The sequence below is a fragment of the Vibrio sp. Vb1755 genome (assembly GCF_033338635.1).
Taxonomy (GTDB): domain Bacteria; phylum Pseudomonadota; class Gammaproteobacteria; order Enterobacterales; family Vibrionaceae; genus Vibrio; species Vibrio alginolyticus.
Genome location: NZ_JAWOTA010000011.1, coordinates 51877 through 69999 on the forward strand (window position 1 = coordinate 51877; position 18123 = coordinate 69999).

17 protein-coding genes are annotated in these 18123 nt (G+C 43.9%); 5 read left to right on the forward strand and 12 right to left on the reverse strand.

What is annotated here, in order from left to right; translation table 11 throughout:
* Positions 1-84: 84 nt before the first annotated feature.
* Positions 85-2259 (reverse strand): catalase/peroxidase HPI, encoded by a 2175-nt coding sequence (gene katG, locus R7E00_RS11995; protein WP_258628161.1) that lies wholly within the window; start codon positions 2257-2259, stop codon positions 85-87.
* Positions 2260-2445: 186 nt separating this feature from the next.
* Positions 2446-3987: a glutamate synthase-related protein gene (locus R7E00_RS12000; RefSeq protein WP_262606045.1), complete on the reverse strand. Its 1542-nt coding sequence runs from the start codon at positions 3985-3987 to the stop codon at positions 2446-2448.
* 156 nt (positions 3988-4143) lie between these two features.
* On the opposite strand from R7E00_RS12000, the gene R7E00_RS12005 reads away from it, so the two are divergent.
* On the forward strand, positions 4144-4623 hold the full coding sequence (locus R7E00_RS12005; protein ID WP_005376501.1) for an aminoacyl-tRNA deacylase: 480 nt from the start codon (positions 4144-4146) through the stop codon (positions 4621-4623).
* Positions 4624-4798: 175 nt separating this feature from the next.
* Here the strand turns inward: R7E00_RS12005 and R7E00_RS12010 are convergent, their stop codons facing one another.
* The 3 genes from R7E00_RS12010 to R7E00_RS12020 all read right to left on the reverse strand — a co-directional run bounded on the left by R7E00_RS12010 (position 4799) and on the right by R7E00_RS12020 (position 7472).
* Positions 4799-6211, reverse strand: a complete 1413-nt coding sequence (locus R7E00_RS12010) for a coniferyl aldehyde dehydrogenase (protein ID WP_213899953.1) — start codon at positions 6209-6211, stop codon at positions 4799-4801.
* 125 nt (positions 6212-6336) lie between these two features.
* Positions 6337-6909, reverse strand: a complete 573-nt coding sequence (locus R7E00_RS12015; RefSeq protein WP_262606046.1) for a GNAT family N-acetyltransferase — start codon at positions 6907-6909, stop codon at positions 6337-6339.
* A gap of 104 nt (positions 6910-7013) precedes the next feature.
* Complete coding sequence (locus tag R7E00_RS12020; RefSeq protein WP_005376504.1) at positions 7014-7472, reverse strand: NUDIX hydrolase; 459 nt, start codon at positions 7470-7472, stop codon at positions 7014-7016.
* Positions 7473-7641: 169 nt separating this feature from the next.
* Here R7E00_RS12020 and R7E00_RS12025 point away from each other — a divergent pair, with 169 nt between their 5' ends.
* Complete coding sequence (locus R7E00_RS12025; protein ID WP_053303529.1) at positions 7642-8547, forward strand: DMT family transporter; 906 nt, start codon at positions 7642-7644, stop codon at positions 8545-8547.
* A 79-nt stretch (positions 8548-8626) separates the two neighbouring features.
* Here the strand turns inward: R7E00_RS12025 and R7E00_RS12030 are convergent, their stop codons facing one another.
* Complete coding sequence (locus R7E00_RS12030) at positions 8627-8941, reverse strand: DMT family transporter (protein WP_005376506.1); 315 nt, start codon at positions 8939-8941, stop codon at positions 8627-8629.
* A gap of 394 nt (positions 8942-9335) precedes the next feature.
* Between R7E00_RS12030 and R7E00_RS12035 the strand changes: the two genes are divergently transcribed.
* Positions 9336-10700, forward strand: a complete 1365-nt coding sequence (locus tag R7E00_RS12035; protein WP_258628168.1) for an endonuclease/exonuclease/phosphatase family protein — start codon at positions 9336-9338, stop codon at positions 10698-10700.
* A gap of 284 nt (positions 10701-10984) precedes the next feature.
* On the opposite strand, the gene R7E00_RS12040 is transcribed toward R7E00_RS12035, so the two are convergent.
* The 4 genes from R7E00_RS12040 to R7E00_RS12055 all read right to left on the reverse strand — a co-directional run bounded on the left by R7E00_RS12040 (position 10985) and on the right by R7E00_RS12055 (position 13838).
* Complete coding sequence (locus R7E00_RS12040) at positions 10985-11518, reverse strand: hypothetical protein (RefSeq protein ID WP_054574616.1); 534 nt, start codon at positions 11516-11518, stop codon at positions 10985-10987.
* The gene (locus R7E00_RS12045) at positions 11512-11898 is read right to left on the reverse strand and encodes an MAPEG family protein (protein ID WP_005376510.1); all 387 of its coding nucleotides are present in this window, start codon (positions 11896-11898) and stop codon (positions 11512-11514) included. Before R7E00_RS12045 ends, R7E00_RS12040 begins: the two co-directional genes overlap by 7 nt.
* Before the next feature lie 209 nt (positions 11899-12107).
* Positions 12108-13013 (reverse strand): EamA family transporter RarD, encoded by a 906-nt coding sequence (rarD, locus tag R7E00_RS12050; protein ID WP_085569263.1) that lies wholly within the window; start codon positions 13011-13013, stop codon positions 12108-12110.
* A 102-nt stretch (positions 13014-13115) separates the two neighbouring features.
* Positions 13116-13838, reverse strand: coding sequence for a sulfite exporter TauE/SafE family protein (locus R7E00_RS12055; protein ID WP_005390054.1), 723 nt, complete (start codon positions 13836-13838; stop codon positions 13116-13118).
* A 444-nt stretch (positions 13839-14282) separates the two neighbouring features.
* Between R7E00_RS12055 and R7E00_RS12060 the strand changes: the two genes are divergently transcribed.
* Positions 14283-14813 (forward strand): prepilin-type N-terminal cleavage/methylation domain-containing protein, encoded by a 531-nt coding sequence (locus tag R7E00_RS12060; protein WP_005376513.1) that lies wholly within the window; start codon positions 14283-14285, stop codon positions 14811-14813.
* 49 nt (positions 14814-14862) lie between these two features.
* Here R7E00_RS12060 and R7E00_RS12065 read toward each other — a convergent pair whose 3' ends face one another.
* A complete protein-coding gene (locus tag R7E00_RS12065; protein WP_025998672.1) occupies positions 14863-15843 on the reverse strand; it encodes a chemotaxis protein in 981 nt (326 codons plus the stop codon).
* Between the two features lie 683 nt (positions 15844-16526).
* On the opposite strand from R7E00_RS12065, the gene R7E00_RS12070 reads away from it, so the two are divergent.
* Positions 16527-17135: a response regulator transcription factor gene (locus R7E00_RS12070; protein WP_054701768.1), complete on the forward strand. Its 609-nt coding sequence runs from the start codon at positions 16527-16529 to the stop codon at positions 17133-17135.
* Here R7E00_RS12070 and R7E00_RS12075 read toward each other — a convergent pair.
* Positions 17132-18019, reverse strand: coding sequence for a LysR family transcriptional regulator (locus tag R7E00_RS12075; RefSeq protein WP_025767842.1), 888 nt, complete (start codon positions 18017-18019; stop codon positions 17132-17134). The genes R7E00_RS12070 and R7E00_RS12075 overlap by 4 nt on opposite strands.
* Positions 18020-18123: the final 104 nt, after the last annotated feature.

An 18123-nucleotide genomic window follows, 5' to 3' on the forward strand; every position in this document is an offset into this window, starting at 1 on the left:
TAAAGAAAAAGGCGAGCTTTTCGCCCGCCTCTCTTACTTATTCATCAACTTTGTTTACGCATCTATCGATGAACATCGTTTCACTTATTGCAAGTCAAAACGATCCGCGTTCATGACTTTCGTCCATGCGGCGATGAAGTCATGGATGAATTTTTCCTGATTATCATCTTGCGCATACACTTCCGCATACGAACGCAGGATCGAGTTTGAACCAAAGACAAGATCCACACGGGTTGCCGTCCACTTCACAGCGTCGGTTTTACGATCACGGATTTCGTACTGATTAGCACTTACTGGTTGCCACGCATATGACATGTCAGTAAGGTTCACGAAGAAATCATTCGACAAAGTGCCGACTCGGTCAGTAAATACGCCCTCTTTTCCACCGCCGTAGTTACTGCCTAGAACGCGCATACCACCGATAAGTACCGTCATTTCTGGCGCCGTTAGCCCCATAAGCTGAGCACGATCTAATAAAAGCTCTTCTGGCTTAACCGCGTAGTCTTTCTTCAACCAATTTCGGAAACCGTCAGCAACAGGCTCAAGTACTTCGAACGATTCCACATCCGTCATCTCTTGGGTGGCATCACCTCGGCCTGGCGCGAATGGTACGGAAACATCATGACCTGCGGCACGCGCAGCCAGTTCAATACCTACGTTACCAGCAAGCACGATAGCATCTGCAACACTACAGCCCTCTTCTGCTGCTATTTTTTCTAACACCGCAAGAACACGTCTTAGACGTTCAGGTTCGTTCCCTTGCCAATCTTTTTGCGGAGCCAAGCGAATTCTCGCGCCATTTGCACCGCCTCGGCGGTCAGAGCCACGGTAAGTACGCGCACTATCCCACGCCGTACTTACTAACTCACTAATGGATAGGCCACTTGCTTCGATTTTTGTTTTTACTAAATCAACATCGTAGTCTGTCTTACCTGCGGGCGTTGGGTCTTGCCAAATAAGATCTTCGCTTGGCACATCAGGGCCGAAATAACATGATTTTGGTCCTAGATCGCGGTGTGTCAACTTAAACCAGGCACGAGCAAAAACGTCATCAAAGTACGCAGGGTCATTTTGGAACTTTTCTGCAATCTTACGATATTCAGGGTCCATTTTGAGCGCCATATCGGCGTCGGTCATGATTGGATTGTAGCGCTTAGAACCGTCTTCAACATCGACAGGCTTGTCTTGTTCTTCAATGTCGATTGGCTCCCATTGCCATGCGCCAGCTGGGCTCTTTTTCAGTTCCCAGTCATACTTAAATAGTAGGTGGAAGTATCCGTAGTCCCATTGTGTAGGGTGCGTTGTCCAAGCACCTTCAATGCCACTCGTTACCGTGTCACGGCCAATACCACGTGTTTTGTGGTTAATCCAGCCAAGACCTTGCTCATGAACGTCTGCTGCTTCGGGCTCTGGGCCAAGGTTTGCGGCATCACCATTACCATGACACTTACCCACCGTGTGACCACCAGCTGTGAGCGCGACGGTTTCTTCATCGTTCATTGCCATTCGCGCAAAGGTCACTCGCATGTCATGTGCTGTTTTGAGAGGATCTGGGTTACCGTCTACCCCTTCAGGGTTCACATAGATAAGACCCATCATTACCGCAGCAAGCGGGTTTTCTAAATCTCGCTCACCAGAGTAGCGGCTGTTATCAGCGTCACTTGTGGCTAACCATTCTTGCTCAGAGCCCCAGTAAGTGTCTTTTTCTGGGTGCCAGATGTCCTCTCGTCCAAACGCAAAGCCAAAGGTCTTAAAGCCCATGGATTCGTACGCCATGTTACCGGCAAGGACAATCAGGTCTGCCCAACTTAGTTTGTTGCCATATTTTTTCTTGATTGGCCATAAAAGGCGTCGAGCCTTATCCAGGTTGGCGTTATCTGGCCAAGAGTTGAGAGGAGCAAAGCGTTGGTTGCCTGTAGCAGCACCGCCACGGCCATCCGCAATACGATAACTGCCCGCTGCATGCCATGCCATTCGGATCATTAAACCACCGTAGTGTCCCCAGTCGGCAGGCCACCAGTCTTGGCTATCAGTCATTAAATCTTTTAAATCTTTTTTAAGTGCTTCGACATCTAGCTTTTTCAGTTCTTCTTTGTAATTAAAGTCCTGACCAAATGGGTTGGTTTTGGAGTCGTGTTGATGCAGGATGTCTAAGTTCAAGGCATTCGGCCACCAATCCATCACCGACTTATCTGTAGATGTTTGCCCACCATGCATAACTGGACATTTACCTACCGAACCGCCGTTTGCTTTGCTCATATAATGCTCCTTCGTGTCGTGGTTGTGGTAACCACTCTTTGTTATTCAATAAATCGAATATCCACCTCAAACAGCGTAGTTCATACACTGTTTTTTTAGTTAACGCCAAGTCAAAATTTCAAACATTTCAGCGAATAAATAATTGTTATCAAACATGTACCTATATGTAGAAAATATGGATAGAGATCAGTTTAAGTCCATACCTGAATACTTAATCCCAGACAGCCTCGCCATGTTGTGATCCCAGGTCGCTAAATCATGATGACTAAATTCACTCAGAGCGTGATGACCACACGCCCTTGCCATAACTTGCATGAGCTCGACCGAGGATTCGAAGAAATTTTTCAGTTGCTGGGATGACTTTTCAACGTCGAGACGCTGCCTCAAATCGGCATTTTGTGTCGCAATGCCTGCCGGGCAATTATTGGTGTTGCAGATGCGAGCGGCGACACAACCGATCGATTGCATCGCACTGTTTGCTATCGCTACTCCGTCTGCTCCAAGTGCCAACGCTTTGACAAAATCCGTAGGAACTCGCAACCCACCGGTGATGATTAATGTGACACGGTCACTTACGCCTTTTTCATCTAAGTACTTACGTGCACGAGCTAATGCAGGGATGGTGGGTACACTAATATGATCACGGAACATAGTTGGCGCCGCACCCGTGCCACCACCGCGACCATCTAAGATGATATAATCAGCCCCAGCATCAAGCGCAAACTGGATGTCTTGCTCAATATGGTTGGCACTGAGTTTAAATCCAATTGGAATACCGCCTGTGATGCCACGAACTCTGTCAGCAAACTTTCTGAAATCGTGAGTAGTGTGAAGATCTTTGAACGTTGGTGGTGATATCGCTGGTTGTCCCTCGGGGATGCCTCTCACCTGAGAGATCTTACCTACATTTTTATTTGCAGGCAGATGACCACCCGTGCCCGTTTTTGCTCCTTGCCCGCCTTTGAAGTGAAACGCCTGAACATTAAGAAGCTTAGATTCGTCGTAGCCAAATTGAGCACTAGCAAGCTCATAGAAATACCGTGAATTGGCGGCTTGCTCTTCCGGTAACATGCCACCCTCACCAGAGCAAATCCCAGTCCCTGCCCACTCTGCACCTTTTGCTAGTGCAATTTTCGCCTCTTCAGAAAGTGCGCCAAAACTCATGTCCGACACCAACAAAGGAATGGCGAGTCTGAGCGGCTTACGCGCGTTTGGTCCCACAATCAACTCGGTAGACACAGGAACGTCTTCCAACAACGGTTGTGTCGCCATTTGCGCCACCATGATTTGTATAGCATCCCAATGTGGTAGCAAATGCCTAGGACCCCCCATTGCAGCCATCGGACCATGATGACCGAGTTTAGAGAGTCCTTCTCTCGCTAATTGGTGGATAAACTCGAGGGTTGGTTCTTCTTGAGTAGCAGACGCCGTTGGTTTGTCTCTTTTCTCTCGCTTTTGTTCCGGTCCCTCTTTACCGACTTGCTCTGCGGTAAATCGCTTGTGTGTACCATCACAAAAAGGAGCATTGGCGGTATTCTTACATTGGCAGAGATAGGCATCTTCGTCTTTTTCCGCACTAAAGCTCATTGGCTTTAAGCCGGTTCCCGAATGAGACCCATCGCAGTAAGGTTGATTTTTAGAACGCCCACATCGGCAGAAGTAATATTCTTGCCCAGCTTTCAACTCTACTTTGATCGGCTTGTTATCAGCGATGATTGGCTTGCTCATGTTGCCCCCTATTTATTATTGTTAACCATGCTTTCTCGCTGGCTTGCAATAAGCGTAGAACAGGAGCGTAAAGAGCGTCAGTGTCGCCGAGTAAAATGCGCGATTGTCGCCCGACTAACCTATACTTTTTATGGGTCTCATACACGTGGAGGCTATATGACGATTGCAACCCGATTAGATGAATATTTGACTGAGCATAACATTCACTTTCAAACCGTGAATCACAGCCACAGTCATAGCTCGCTACAAAGTGGTGTTGCAGCAGGTGTGCCTTTAATGAATATCGCAAAAGGTGTGATTCTAGAGGATCATGAAGGGCGTCATATGATGGCGGTCTTACCTGCCAACAACAAAATCAGTTTGTCGCGATTAAACGACGAATTTAATGCCACCTTCCACTTGGTGAAAGAGCGTATGGTTTACCGACTCTTCACCGATTGTGAACACGGCGCTATTCCACCGATTGGTAGCCCTTACCACATGTCGACAGTTTGCGATGAAAGATTAGCAAATTTGGAACATGTCTATCTCGAAGCTGGCGATCATGAAACTCTGATTAAGCTGGACAGAAAGGCGTTTAAAGAACTGATGAACGACTGTAGATATCTAAGATTCAGCAGTGAAGTTCTGCATTAAACTTGCCAAAACCTCTCGACATTTCCTGAACAAGGCTCTTTCAACAAGAGCCTTTCTTTGTTTTGTTGGTAGCACGCGAAGGAAGTTTCTCGGACTTTGGTGCCCAGCGTTTCAGAGCATATAGAAACAAAAAACCGCCTATTCGGGCGGTTTTTTATCAATCAAATCATAATTATTATCGAACAAAGATCTTTTGGATCGCTTTTATCGCCATACCCCTACGGCGCATTAATACGCTCGTTCTTGGCAACCATTTCGGTGTGTGAAGAATGGTTTTCGCATGACTAAAAGTTCTGAATCCTTCCTCTCCGTGATAATGCCCAATACCCGATTCACCAACGCCACCAAAAGGTGCATCTTCAGCGCCAACATGTAAAACCGTATCATTAACGCCGACGCCACCACTGTGCGTGTGGCGTACAATATGTTTGATGGTCGATTTGTCGTCCGACATAACATACAGCGCAAGTGGTCTTTGGTGCTGATTAATGTAGTCAATCGCCTCATCAACGGCATTGTAGGGCTTAACAGGTAGAAATGGCCCGAAGATCTCCTCTTGCATGATTCGCATATTCGGCGACACGTCCGTGACCAAATGAGGATACAGAAGTCGTTCCTCTTGGGGCGACGCTTCAACAGTGTGAAGGTTAGCACCTTGCGCTTTTGCATCCTCAAGTAGCGCAGTCAAACGATCATATTGTCGTTGGTTGACAATATGGGTCAGCTTTTGATTCTTGTTGGATTTTAAATAGAGCTTTTCAAAACGTTTTAAGAATAGCGAAATGAACTCTTCGACACGTTCTTGCGGTACAAATGCGTAGTCAGGCGCGACACAAATCTGGCCTGCATTAATGCATTTACCAAACAAGATAGCATCAACGGCTTTCTTCATGTCTGCATCTTTTGCAATGATCACCGGGGACTTTCCACCCAACTCTAACGTCACCGGGGTAAGGTTTTCCGCTGCCGCTTTTGCCACTGCGCGGCCAACACTCGTAGAACCCGTGAACAAAAGGTGATCGAATGGCAGTTGGCTGAATGCTTGTGCGACGTCTGCTTCACCCTCAAAAACTTCGACATACTCAGACAACCCACGGCAAATATCGACGATGACTTTATTGGTTTTTGGCGTAAATTCGCTGAGCTTCATCATCACGCGGTTGCCAGCAGCCAATGCTGTCACTAAAGGCGCAAGGCTCAAAATCACAGGAAAGTTCCACGGTGAAATGATCCCGACGACACCTAACGGTTGATACTGAACGGTGACTTTAGAAGGTGCGAGCAATAAGCCGGATTCGCGCTTGCTGGGTTTGCACCATTTTTTTAGTCGTTTGAGGGTATAATTAATATGCGAGACCGTTGGCAAAACGTCGGTCATAGCGGTATCAAATTCTGAGCGATAGCCAAAATCGTCACTTAACGCTTCAACCAGCGCTTGTTTGTTCTCAAGCAGCGATTTTTTTAACAAAACGAGGTGCTGTTTACGTTCATCCAAACTAGGATAAGGCTCGGCTGCATATGCCGCTTTTAAGCGTTCGAGGCTTTGCTGTAACAAGTTATCTACTTCAACCTCTGTGATTGCGTTCATGATGCTTCTCCTAGCCTAGTTTCTACCAATGACGCTCCAAGTTAACACGAGCGCAACAATGTTACTATTGTAGCGCTCGTGAAGTTAGAGTTCGAACTCTGATTAAAATATCTCTGGGGTGGATACTACATCAAACGTAGTTCATAAATGCCTAGTCGTTGAGAGCGGTCAAGCATATCAAACTCATGATCAACGTATTCTTTTAATGTGGCGCCTGCACGCTCAGCAATATTGATGCTAGCGATGTTATCTTCCATACAATGGAACTGAATGAATTGTGCGTGCCCTTTCCGCTTCAAAAAAGGGATCAATACTGCGAGTACTTGATCAATCACACGATGGCCTCGCCCATTATTGGCAAGCCAGTAGCCAATTTCAGTAACACGTGTATGTAAATCCACACCTTTAATGCCAATAACACCCGTAAGCTGCTCATCAAAATAAATTGCACACCAGTGGGAATCCAGCGCGTTACTGTTCACTCGCAGGGAAATGTAGTTCACGGCCTCTCTATGATTCGTGACAGAATCCGTCCAAGGTAGATAGCCCTCAAGGCTCTCTCGGTGAGTGTTCACAACCTCTAGTAAAGCGGACGCGTGTTTCGTGTTGAGGGGCTCAATTGAGACCCTTTGCGAGACGGAAAAACGCTTCTGTAAGTGATTTCCTTGATACGTCTCTTGGCATGTAACTTCATCCATAGATGTTATTCCTTTTTATTGTGAACGCTCAGCGCAAATCCTAACGCTTCATTTTATGAGAACAAACCTCTCTATAAAAACTAATCAAAGCCGTTGCCGTTCATTTAGCCCTTTTGATCGATCAGCGTAAATGGCGTTAGTGATGCCACATCTACATAATGCTTCCATACATGTTCATAGAGGTGATGCTGATTGGCAAACGGAGCCAGCTGCTTAGCTTCTTCAAGCGTACACCAGCGATACTCTGTATGCTCTTCGTTAAGAACAACTGATTGGTTAGGCGGACAAAATAGCACAAAACATGGGATAACCATGATACGGTTATTTTTTGCTTCGTAGAACTGCTCTAGAAAGTCTGCTGTATGTAACTCAACTTGGTCAATTAGTGTCTCTTCTTTTAACTCTCTTAAAATGGTTTGCCACCCGGCTTCACCCGCTTCGATACCACCTGCAACATGGCACCAATAGCCACCTTTTACGCGTTTGAGTAACAGCATTTTTTCTATGCCATCAATTTTTGAAATGACAACGCCTGAAACATGCGTTGCTTTTATCGGGATCATGTAAGCTCCTTAAATATCGAGTTTTTATTGTTACGCTGAAGAGAGGCAGATTAATTGCTACGTATTTTACTGTTTATTCATCTTGTCGACAGAAGTGTTTGAGTTGAGAGGATTTAATCGCTAACTAAGTATGCTAAAGTGAGATCTGTCGCAACAAATGAGCAGTAAAATGTCCAATTCATTCAACACTATGATTCCCATCGGTGTGCGCTTTATGGTGCTTTCCGCGTTCGGCTTTGCTCTGATGTCGGCTACAGTAAAGCACGTCGGCAACTACGGTATCCCCGTTTTTGAAATCGTTGCAGCAAGAGCGCTCGTTTCACTTATCATTAGTTATTTCGATGTAAAGCGAAAACGAATTTCTGTATGGGGCAATAATAAGCCATTACTATTTGCACGCGGTGCTGTGGGCACGATGGCTCTGATGTGTGTATATTATTCAGTGACCACCTTACCTTTAGCAGAAGCGACGATATTCCAATATATTCATCCGGTATTTACTGCACTACTCGCCGTATTTTTCTTGAAAGAGCGCATCCAGCCGTCAACTTTCCTTTGTATTACGTTGTGCTTACTCGGCATCTATATCATGGTAAGCCCAGAAACTGGGCAAGGCTCAGATAGCGCTTTACCAATGTTTAGCGTCATGATTGCGATCTTAGGCGCATTTGGTAGCTCAATTGCCTACGTCATTGTCAGAAAACTGAGTCAGACAGAAGACAGCTCAGTGATCATTTTCTATTTCCCGTTGGTTGCTCTCCCCGCTTCACTCTTACTGATTGGCGACGATTTTGTAATGCCCGATCTATATCTGACTTTCATGTTGGTTCTAGTTGGTGTCTTTACCCAAATTGGACAATTGGGGTTAACCAAAGCGATGCAAACTCAACAAGCGGGTAAAGCCTCCGCTTATTCGTATATCCAGATCGTATTTTCTGTGTTGTTGGGCATCATTTTCTTTGGCGAGGTTCCGATCATTTGGACGTACGTCGGTGGCGGTCTGATTGTTACAGGCGCATTAATTAATGCGTTTGGTCATCACTTACGGTTACCTTTTATTAAGCGCAACGCTTGATATACCTACCCAGAACCGTAAACACGACATTTAGAAAAACAGCCAGAGTGACTCTGGCTGTTTTGTGTTTAGCCTAACGTTAAGCTGATATTTTTAACCCTGCGATACCAGCGACAATCATTAGCAAGCTTAAGGCTTTGATAAGTGTTGCTGGCTCATTGAACAGATAAATACTCACGACTGCCGTGCCTATTGCGCCAATCCCTACCCATACGCCATAAGCAATGCCTAAAGGCAAGGTTCTTAACGCAATGCCAAGCAACCAAAAGCTCAATAACATAAAGACAATAGTGAATGCCGAAGCACCGAATTTGGTAAACCCTTGTGAATATTTAAGACCGACAGCCCATGCGATTTCACACAAGCCCGCAATGAAGAGAATTCCCCAAGCCATGTCACATTTCCCAACGAGATGGGGTCGTCCCCGAGAAAAGATAGAGCGGTGAGGTCGTCCTCACTTCTGATTGACTGCTTATTATATACAGAAATTTAAACATAAAAAATAAAACACGGCGATAAACATACAACTCAAACATCTCATGTACGCTTAAATTCTACGCTTTTCTTTTTAACGGTGGCGGACTCTCTATTTCGCATCAATAACGACACCGTTTTTTAACAATTTACATATAACCTTCTGGTGTTGAAAGTGTTGCATTTATTGCACAAATCACACAAAAACTAATTGAACATGTAAATATGAAAACGTTTGTGTGACTAATATCGCTTAAAACAATGACTGATGACTTTAATATTCAGCCGAATTAATTATAAGGTATGACGTACCCATGAAAGCAATCAAAACCTCTATCGCTGTCCTTGTTGGCGCCGCTCTACTATCTGGATGTAATGACGATACTGAATACGTCAATGTTCAGCCTAAAGAAGTAAAAATAGCGACTTACAACCTCTCTTTTGACCGCGCTACCTTCGAAACTTTGGTAGATGAAATGCAAATTGAACCAACGCAGCAAGCTGCGTTGGTCACCTCTTATTTAGACGGTTCAATCGCAGCCGAAGACAAAACCACTGCGGAAAAAGTCATTCAAATTCGTAACGTTGCAGCAATCATTCAAAAGAATCGTCCTGATGTTCTTATGATGGCGGAATACAACAACGAGGGAACAGGCGAAAACAAAGCAGCCATTGAAGGATTCCAGAAGAACTACTTGTCTGTCGCGCAAAGCATCAATGGCGCGGGCGGTGAAGCAAACCTTGAGCCTATTGAATACCCTTATGCTGAATCTTACTCAACTAATACAGGGTTGTTGAGTGAGTTTGATCTCGACAACAACGGAACCGCAGGTCAAATGCCAGGTGATGCATGGGGCTTTGGCATGTACCATGGTCAATATGCATTTGCCCTTATGTCTAAGTATAAAATTGACACGGCAAACACACGTACATTCCAAGCATTTAAATGGAAAGATATGGAAGGTGCGACAATTCCAACCATTACTATCTGTGACGGTTCGCAAAAGATTCCAGACGGCATGAAGTGTGGTGATGAATGGTACTCAGCGGAAGAGTGGGATCAAGTGCGTCTATCTTCGAAAAATCACGTCGACGCGCCAATCATCATTCCAACACGCAATGGCGAGGAAGTTGTACACTTGTTGATGTCTCATCCTACTCCACCAGTATTCGACACCGGTAAAAACAAAGCGCAAAACGCAGCAGAAGTGGAGTTTTGGCATCATTACATTCAAGGCAAAGACTATTTTTACGACGATGCGGGTAAAACAGGTGGCTTAACGAACGGCGCTAAATTCGTAATGATGGGTGATCAAAACCTTGATCCAGTGGCTGGTGACGGTATTAGCTCTGTAATGCAAGAGCTGCACAACGATCCATTGGTTAACCAAACCGTGATGAATGGTGAGCTTTACCCAACAAGCTTTGGTGCAGCTGAACACGCTGTTGACCGCAGTTCAACTCACCCATATCCGAATCGCATCACTTCAACGTTTGGCTTAGGGGTAGACTATGCCTTGCCTTCAGCAAATTTGAATGTAATAGACTCTGGTGTGTACTGGTCAGCGTCTTATGAAGAAGGCCGTAAACTATTTAACGATGCACGTATCGGTAAGTATGGTGATGGTAAGGATGTATCTTCCGACCATCGCATGATCTGGATTAAAGCACAGTTCTAAACTGCATAAAAAAAAGCCAACCACAAGGAGTCGTGATTGGCTGTATATATTTGTGAACAAGATGGTTCACTAACAACGTCAGTTGGCTAGGTGACCCTCGGCTTAGAAAGGGTCACTCATACTAAAGCATGAGGCGTGCCAACTTTTCAGCGCACAAAAACAGGTTGTTATTTAATCACTTTCATTAAAACTTAACCAATAGCTACTGTTTGCTCACCGAATAAATTGCAATTTGCAAACTACCATTGGCATTTCGCAATAAACCTGATCTTTAGCTCTTGCTTTTATTGTTTCCTAGCTAAGTCGCGAGCAAGGATTAACGCAAGTCCGAATACTTGCAAGAAGAGTCCGATATTCTTGTACCAAGCGATCTTTTCATCCTGCTTTGCCATTACCTCATTGAGCTCTACATTCTCAATGTAGTAATTATCGATGCGGTCTCTATACGAAGCTTGTGCCTGATTTATTTTTGACATCAGTTGAGGAAGTTGATCAATTTTTATTTCATCCGACTCGTTGAGAACCCAAGAAGATAAATGCCCTGCTAATACCTCTTCTAGCTCTAAAGGTATCGCTACGCTCTGACTTATGTGCACATGCAGCAGTAAAGCTTCTCTTTTCCTTTCTAGGGTTTCCACACTGTTCCATGCGAGTTGGATGGAATACAAGTTTTTTGCTGTTTGCTCTGCGAGCTGCGATTGCTGTTTACCCAACTTATCAAGGACTAAGCTAGTAACGATGATCGCGCCAATATTCAGTACTAATCCAATCAGAACGAGTACCCAAGGTGGTGGAATGTAACGTCGCAGACTTACCATAACTTATCGTATGGCAGGTAAATCATATTTAACACAACCAATGAAAGTATCACCAGAAATGTCACCTGCATCCCTCTAATGCGCTTTTTCAAGTCTTTTTTCAATATGCCTTTAGCATGAATAACTCGACCAATTACAAAAATAATACCGGTGAGATGTATCCATGTTGGGTAAGCACTATTAAATTCTAAAAGTGCCATTAAAATCAGGGTGATGGGGATATATTCTGTCGCATTACTCTGGGCACTACGAGCAATTTGTAGAGCCTCTACCCCACCATCGGCATAAGCAATTTGATTTAAGCGACGTTGCTTAATTACTTGAACAGCCAACCAAATAATGAGTATTGCGAGAATATTGGCATACAGAGCAGTGATCATATGTCGTCCTTCTTGATCTGGTTTTCACTTATATAAGCGTGTCACTTGGCTATAACTATAGCGGTATCATTATGATAATGCGTCAAATAATCTCAAGTTATGATTTCTATTCGGGCAAAAAACGAAAGCCAATGCTTCATGACATTAAAAATGCCCTCGAATGGAGGGCATAAGAATAAAGAAGCTAATATGTGAGAATATTGAAACCACTATAAGGGGTGTTTGACCAGCTTTTTGCGCCGATGCCCTTTGATAATACTTTCAAAAATTGTGAACAACAGCCCTACCCAAATAAATGCAAAGGTCACCGCTTTCACTTCGTCAAACAACTCGCCAAAAAACATAACTGCCAACACAAACTGCAAGCTTGGCTCGATGTATTGCATTAGACCGACGGTTGATAAATTAGTTATACGTATTGCGATAGAATAAAATACGAGTGGTAAAAGTGTGATAGGTGCACTGCCAAAATACAAAAGCAATGTTGTGGTATCTGTGCCCGAAGCCAGTTCACCAGTTGCCCATTGTTTATAGAGCAAATATGCGAGTGCAACTGGAGTCAGTAACAACGCCTCAACAAACAAGGTTGTACTCCAGTCATAATTTATCTTCTTCTTGTACAGCCCATACAAAGCAAAGAACAACCCCATCGTTAGTGCGATAACGGGTAGCTGACCATAGTGAATCACTTGATACATAACACCAATTGTTGCCAGCACGATTGCAATAAGCTTGCCTATTGAGAGCTTATCCCCAAGAATAAATACGCCCAGTGCAACAGATACTAATGGTCCAATAAAGAAGCCTAAGCTGGCATCGATGACCCGATGATGGGTCAAAGCCCAAGTGAACGCACTCCAAGAAATACACATCAAACTGCTCGCCACAAACGTGTACCACAAGGATTTTTTATCAAGCCAGATTTCTTTCCAATTCAGCCCTCGACGGGTTATCCCAAGTACAATTAGAAACCCGACAGGTACAGACCCAATGATTCGCCATGCTAGCAACTCATCCATAGAAGCATTTGGTAAATAACGATAATAAATTGGTAGCAATCCCCAGATCACAAAGGAGAATGCTGCCATAAAAGTGCCATAACGAGTGTTATTCATAAAACTATCGCCCATCTAAACGACCAATTAGGCGTAAGTAAACAAGTCCGCCATACATAAAAAGGAATGCAATCCCGCAGTGACTTTATGATGCAGATGGCATTATTGGCTCAACGCTTGTACGACGGCGGTAAAGCCACTCACAAAACACAACATAAGTGCCCCAAACCGAATCTTTTCTTTTGGTAACGACTGGGTAGTTTTCATTGCTAGCCAGTAACCAAGCGCCGCAGCAGGTAATAGAGGAATAGTAATGACCAAATGGTGCAATGTGAAGAAGCCCACTGGGATTTGTACTATTAGTGAAATAATCGAACTGAAAACAAAAAAAGCCGATAAGTTGCCGCGTAACTGATTTGCTTCTTGATGCTGCAACAATAACGCCATCGGAGGGCCTCCAATCGCAGAACTGGTACCAAACAACCCAGAAAAGAAACCAGCACATGTCATACGCGAAGGCGTAGGCTCAACCCGAAACGGTAAAACACTCACCAAGACTGCAAACAGCACCAACAAACCAATCCAAAGCGTGAGAGTTTGTGTAGATACAAAAAAGAGTAGCAAGCCACCAGCAATTGATCCCGGCACTCGCCCAATCAACGCCATCTTTAAGCCGCCGATTTCAACACTACTGCGGTGCTTCATCGCATTCATCAACGAAATAAATAACGCGACTAAACAGATTGGCGCAGGAACATATTCTGGCGCCCAAAGAATCAGTAAAGGTGCGGCAACAATAGCCAAGCCAAAACCGATTGCGGTCTGGACATAAGAGCCAAGAAATATCAAACCTATTGCAAGGAAGTTTATCGAATCGAATTCCATTTAGATTATTCTTATATTTGAAAAATAAACACAAAACCAAAGCACATTCACATGACGAATACCTCAGGCATACTGCGATATGAATTCCGCGTAGCATTCATCAAAGTGAATAAAAAGACAATCCATTTGTGCGGTTCGCCCTCATTTGCATTTTGTATTTCATTCCGCTGATGTACATGTTTGCTTACATCGAAGAGGATTCATGCTCGCCTGTTCACGCAGCATTTCTTCAGCGGAATTAATGACCTCTTAAAATCTAGCCGAATTAGACCCGTGAATTCTCCGTTGCATTTAATGGATTCAGTCAATTAGTGCGGCGTCGGTATAGCACTTTACAACTCACCTCTTTATACTACTGATCGATTTATCATTACCGTACTTATTTACACAATAAACAAGTGTACGGTCAGTATTTTTCTACCTTTAACTTGCTGTGAAAATAATATGAAAAAACAAACGGGATTTACTCTAATAGAGTTAGTCGTAGTTATTGTCGTGCTCGGTATTCTTGCTGTCACTGCCGCGCCACGCTTTTTAAACCTTCAAAGTGATGCACGTGAAGCTCGTTTGGAAGGAATGAAAGGCGCTATTGCGTCAGCATTAGGCGTCGGTTATGGGAAAATGGCGATTGCGGGATTGGAAAGCAAGCCTTACGTTTCAAACTTCGTAGACAGTGCTTTAATGGCAGATTTACCATTTGACGGCTGTAATATTGGTGGTTCAAAGCGCTGTGTTTTTTTATATGGATATCCTGATTCTGATAGCGAATCGATGAAGTTACTCGTGCAAGGACTGAACGAAGAAGACTCGGATTGGAAAACATTTCATCACCCGGCTGGTTCAACAACTCGCGAAATGGTCATTGCAGCAGCCGACGAAAAAAGAGCTAGCCTTACACAATGTGGAATTTTATATGGGCCACCGCAGACTCCAAACGAGAGTTACACCTTAGATATTCTTCCCTGCCCTCAATAAAAATAAGGCTGCCAATCGGCAGCCTTATTTGTTTCATCTGATCGGTTTTTTACGCAAAGTTAAACACGTATTTATCCATCATATTCACCATGCGGCCAATCTCTGGCTTGGTAATCGTATCATTTGCGCCAAGAGATAGTGCTTTCGCTCGGTTATCCTCACTCATCAATGACGAGAACATAATGATCGGCATTTCATGAAACGCTTCGGTATCGCGTAGTCTCTTCACTAAGTGCATACCATCCATTCGAGGCATTTCTACGTCCGTAACCACCGCATCTAATAGCTCTTTAACTGGCAAGTTTTCTTCTTTCGCAACCTCGATCAAGCTCATCAACTTCTCATGCGCCTCACCACCGTCTTTACATGTGATCACATTGTAGCCTGAAGAAGCTAATGTATCTTGGATCAAAGAGCGAATAAATGCTGAGTCATCCACCACCATGATCGTTTTCGCATTACGCTTACCGACCATTCTCTGGTTGAGATCCACCGACTTGTCTCCTTTCACATCGTATTTTTCCATACTCAATTCTGGGTTGATGTCTGCGATGATTTTTTCAAAGTCGAGAATCATGATCAGGTTGCCTTCTTTACGGACAACGGCCACTACACAATCTTGTTCGCCCGCTTCCAAAAACTGACTTGGTGATTCCACATCATTCCAAGAGATACGATGAATACGCGAAATGCTGTCAATTAAGAAGCCATTGGTCATTTTGTTGAAATCCGTAACGATTACAAACTTGCGCTCCAGATCTTGTCGTGTTGGCACACCTAACCAACCAGCTAAATCCACTAAAGGCGTCAGTACATCTCTGGATGAGAACACACCAATCATATGAGGTTGTGCGTTTGGATAATCGGTTGTTTCTGGCACGCGAATCACTTCTCGTACTTTCGCAACGTTAATGCCGTAATAACAAGTTTTTGTGCTGCCATCTGGCAATGTTTTTTCTAAATGAAACTCGATGATTTCAAGCTCATTGGTACCACTTTCTGTCAAAATGGTGCTGGTTACGTTACTCATAAAGCCAATTATCCAACCAAAAATACGCATCAGAAAAGTTTGATGCAAACGCCATGAGAAGCCATTCTCTGGCTAAAAATCCAAAAGTCCTTTTTAGTCGTTACAACAAAATTTGTAAACCATCAAAAGGACGGCTAACGCACATTTCCATACCAAACCATGTAAAATTGTCTCATTTTTGAACACGACATTATGAGTGGCCAAAGTGCGAATTAACACCTCCACTTTTAGCGGCCGAGTCAATGAAAAGTTTAGAAATAATTTGAAGTGATGTTCAGCGTCAATAGCCAAACCTATCTAACAGATATCATCACAAAGTTGGCTACCGTGCTCATGCCTGGTTTAGAACAAGCTCTCTTCAAGTGGCTTGGTATAAAACTGCGCTTGTGAACACACGGGTTTAAATCGAAGCGCTAGAGGCATCGCAAGAAAATCTGAAGGCATAGAACACTGAAAGAACACTTTCAGTTTGTTAGTTTTCTGTCAGCGTAAGTTTTAAGCAATCATCCTATCACTAGGTATTTCAATACCTGACATCGCTATTCCCATAATCAAGACACTGATTTTCACTTTTGGAAAGAGTCATTTTCCTTCCTCTTAGCAAGGTTTTTCCTACAATCCTATTCATCCAATTGCGCTGTCGCCTGACAGCACACTAGTTGATGTATTAGGTGAGGTTAACTTTGAATAATGTTCTTATTATCGACGCTCAACCATTGTATAGCGAAGCTCTTGCTTCTCTAGTTGAATCTGTAGTCAACACAGCTGAAGTGATTCAAACCACTGACAGTGCGGAAGTGATGGATCTTGTTCGAGGCCAAAAGATTGATTTGATTATTCTAGACGTAGTGCTTGGCGACCGCGATGGTATGCGTTTAGCCAAAAACATTTTAGCGACGGGATATCGTGGCCGACTGTTATTTGTTTCTTCACGCGACTACTCGAGTCTTTCTAAAGCAGCGTACGAAATGGGCGCAAACGGCTTCTTAAGCAAGCATGAAACAAGAGAGACCATTATCGACGCAATTGTGAGTGTTTCACGCGGTTACTCAATGTTTAAGTCGACTCACACACCATCGTCGGGTAACGTAACACTTTCAAATCGCGAAGCCATGGTGTTCCATTATCTTGTACAAGGCTACTCTAATAAGAAGATTTCTGAACAACTTTCACTCAGCGCTAAAACAATCAGCACCTACAAAACGCGTATTCTGAAAAAGTACCATGCGGACACGTTGATTGAACTTCTGCATACTATTCCTCAGTCAGAAAACATTGAGTTTTGCCGCTAAGCGCTCATGTATTTTGCAATAGCACCGATTAACAGCTGGTGCATTGCATCATGTCTTAAGCTTTGCTTCACCTGTACAACCACTTTTGGCCAGCCATCTGGGTAAAAATGCTCTGGCACTCTTATAAATTTATATCCATCAATTGGCGCCTGATATTCAAGTAGCACGGTTGCGGCGCTTTTTTGCTTAATTAGCTTCAATACGCTGCTTACGTTGTCTAGAGCCGCAATACGGTTGATGACCATACCGTGGCTTTCCATTGCACGCTTAACGAGCTGCTCTTTCTCTTTCCAACCGATAATCTCTAACATGATAAAGGGAAGTTTGGCTGCTTCTTCTAGGGTGGTAATTCCCAGCTCTTCAGGGACAACTAACACAGCAGGCGCATAGCCGATGAACTTCTGATAAACAGATTTCGGAACATCCTCGTTGAAGTAATGTAACTGCGCATCCACTTTGCCTAGGATTATCTCTTCTATCGTATACTCTGTAATCGTTGCTATCGAAATGTGCGCCTTGGGAAACAGCGCCATTAAATCCATTGCAAGTAAATGCCCAAATGAGTATTGAGCGGTTTGCGGCAAACAAATGGTGATGTCTTTTTCGTAATTTTCCGGTTCAAACTCATCTCTAATTAGACAAGTTTCAAGCTTCTCGAGTGCATCGGAAATTTTAGGTAATTGACGTTTTAAATAGTCCGTCGGTTCCATGTGGTGAGGATGCCGAATAAACAATTCATCGTTTAGCTGGAGTCGCAATCGGGCAAGGTATTTGCTAATTGACGCTTCGCTCTTCCCCATCGCTTTCGCAACGGGCTTGAGCTGACGGTGCTTATCCAGTAAGACAAGTATTTTAAGTAAGTTTAAGTCGAGATCTTTGTTCACGTGCGACACCAAATGTAAGGTCGAGAATAAATAGAGCAATCACTATTTGTTGACTGCTCTAATATAAAAGACCACTCATTCTGTTTGGTCAAATTAATCAAACA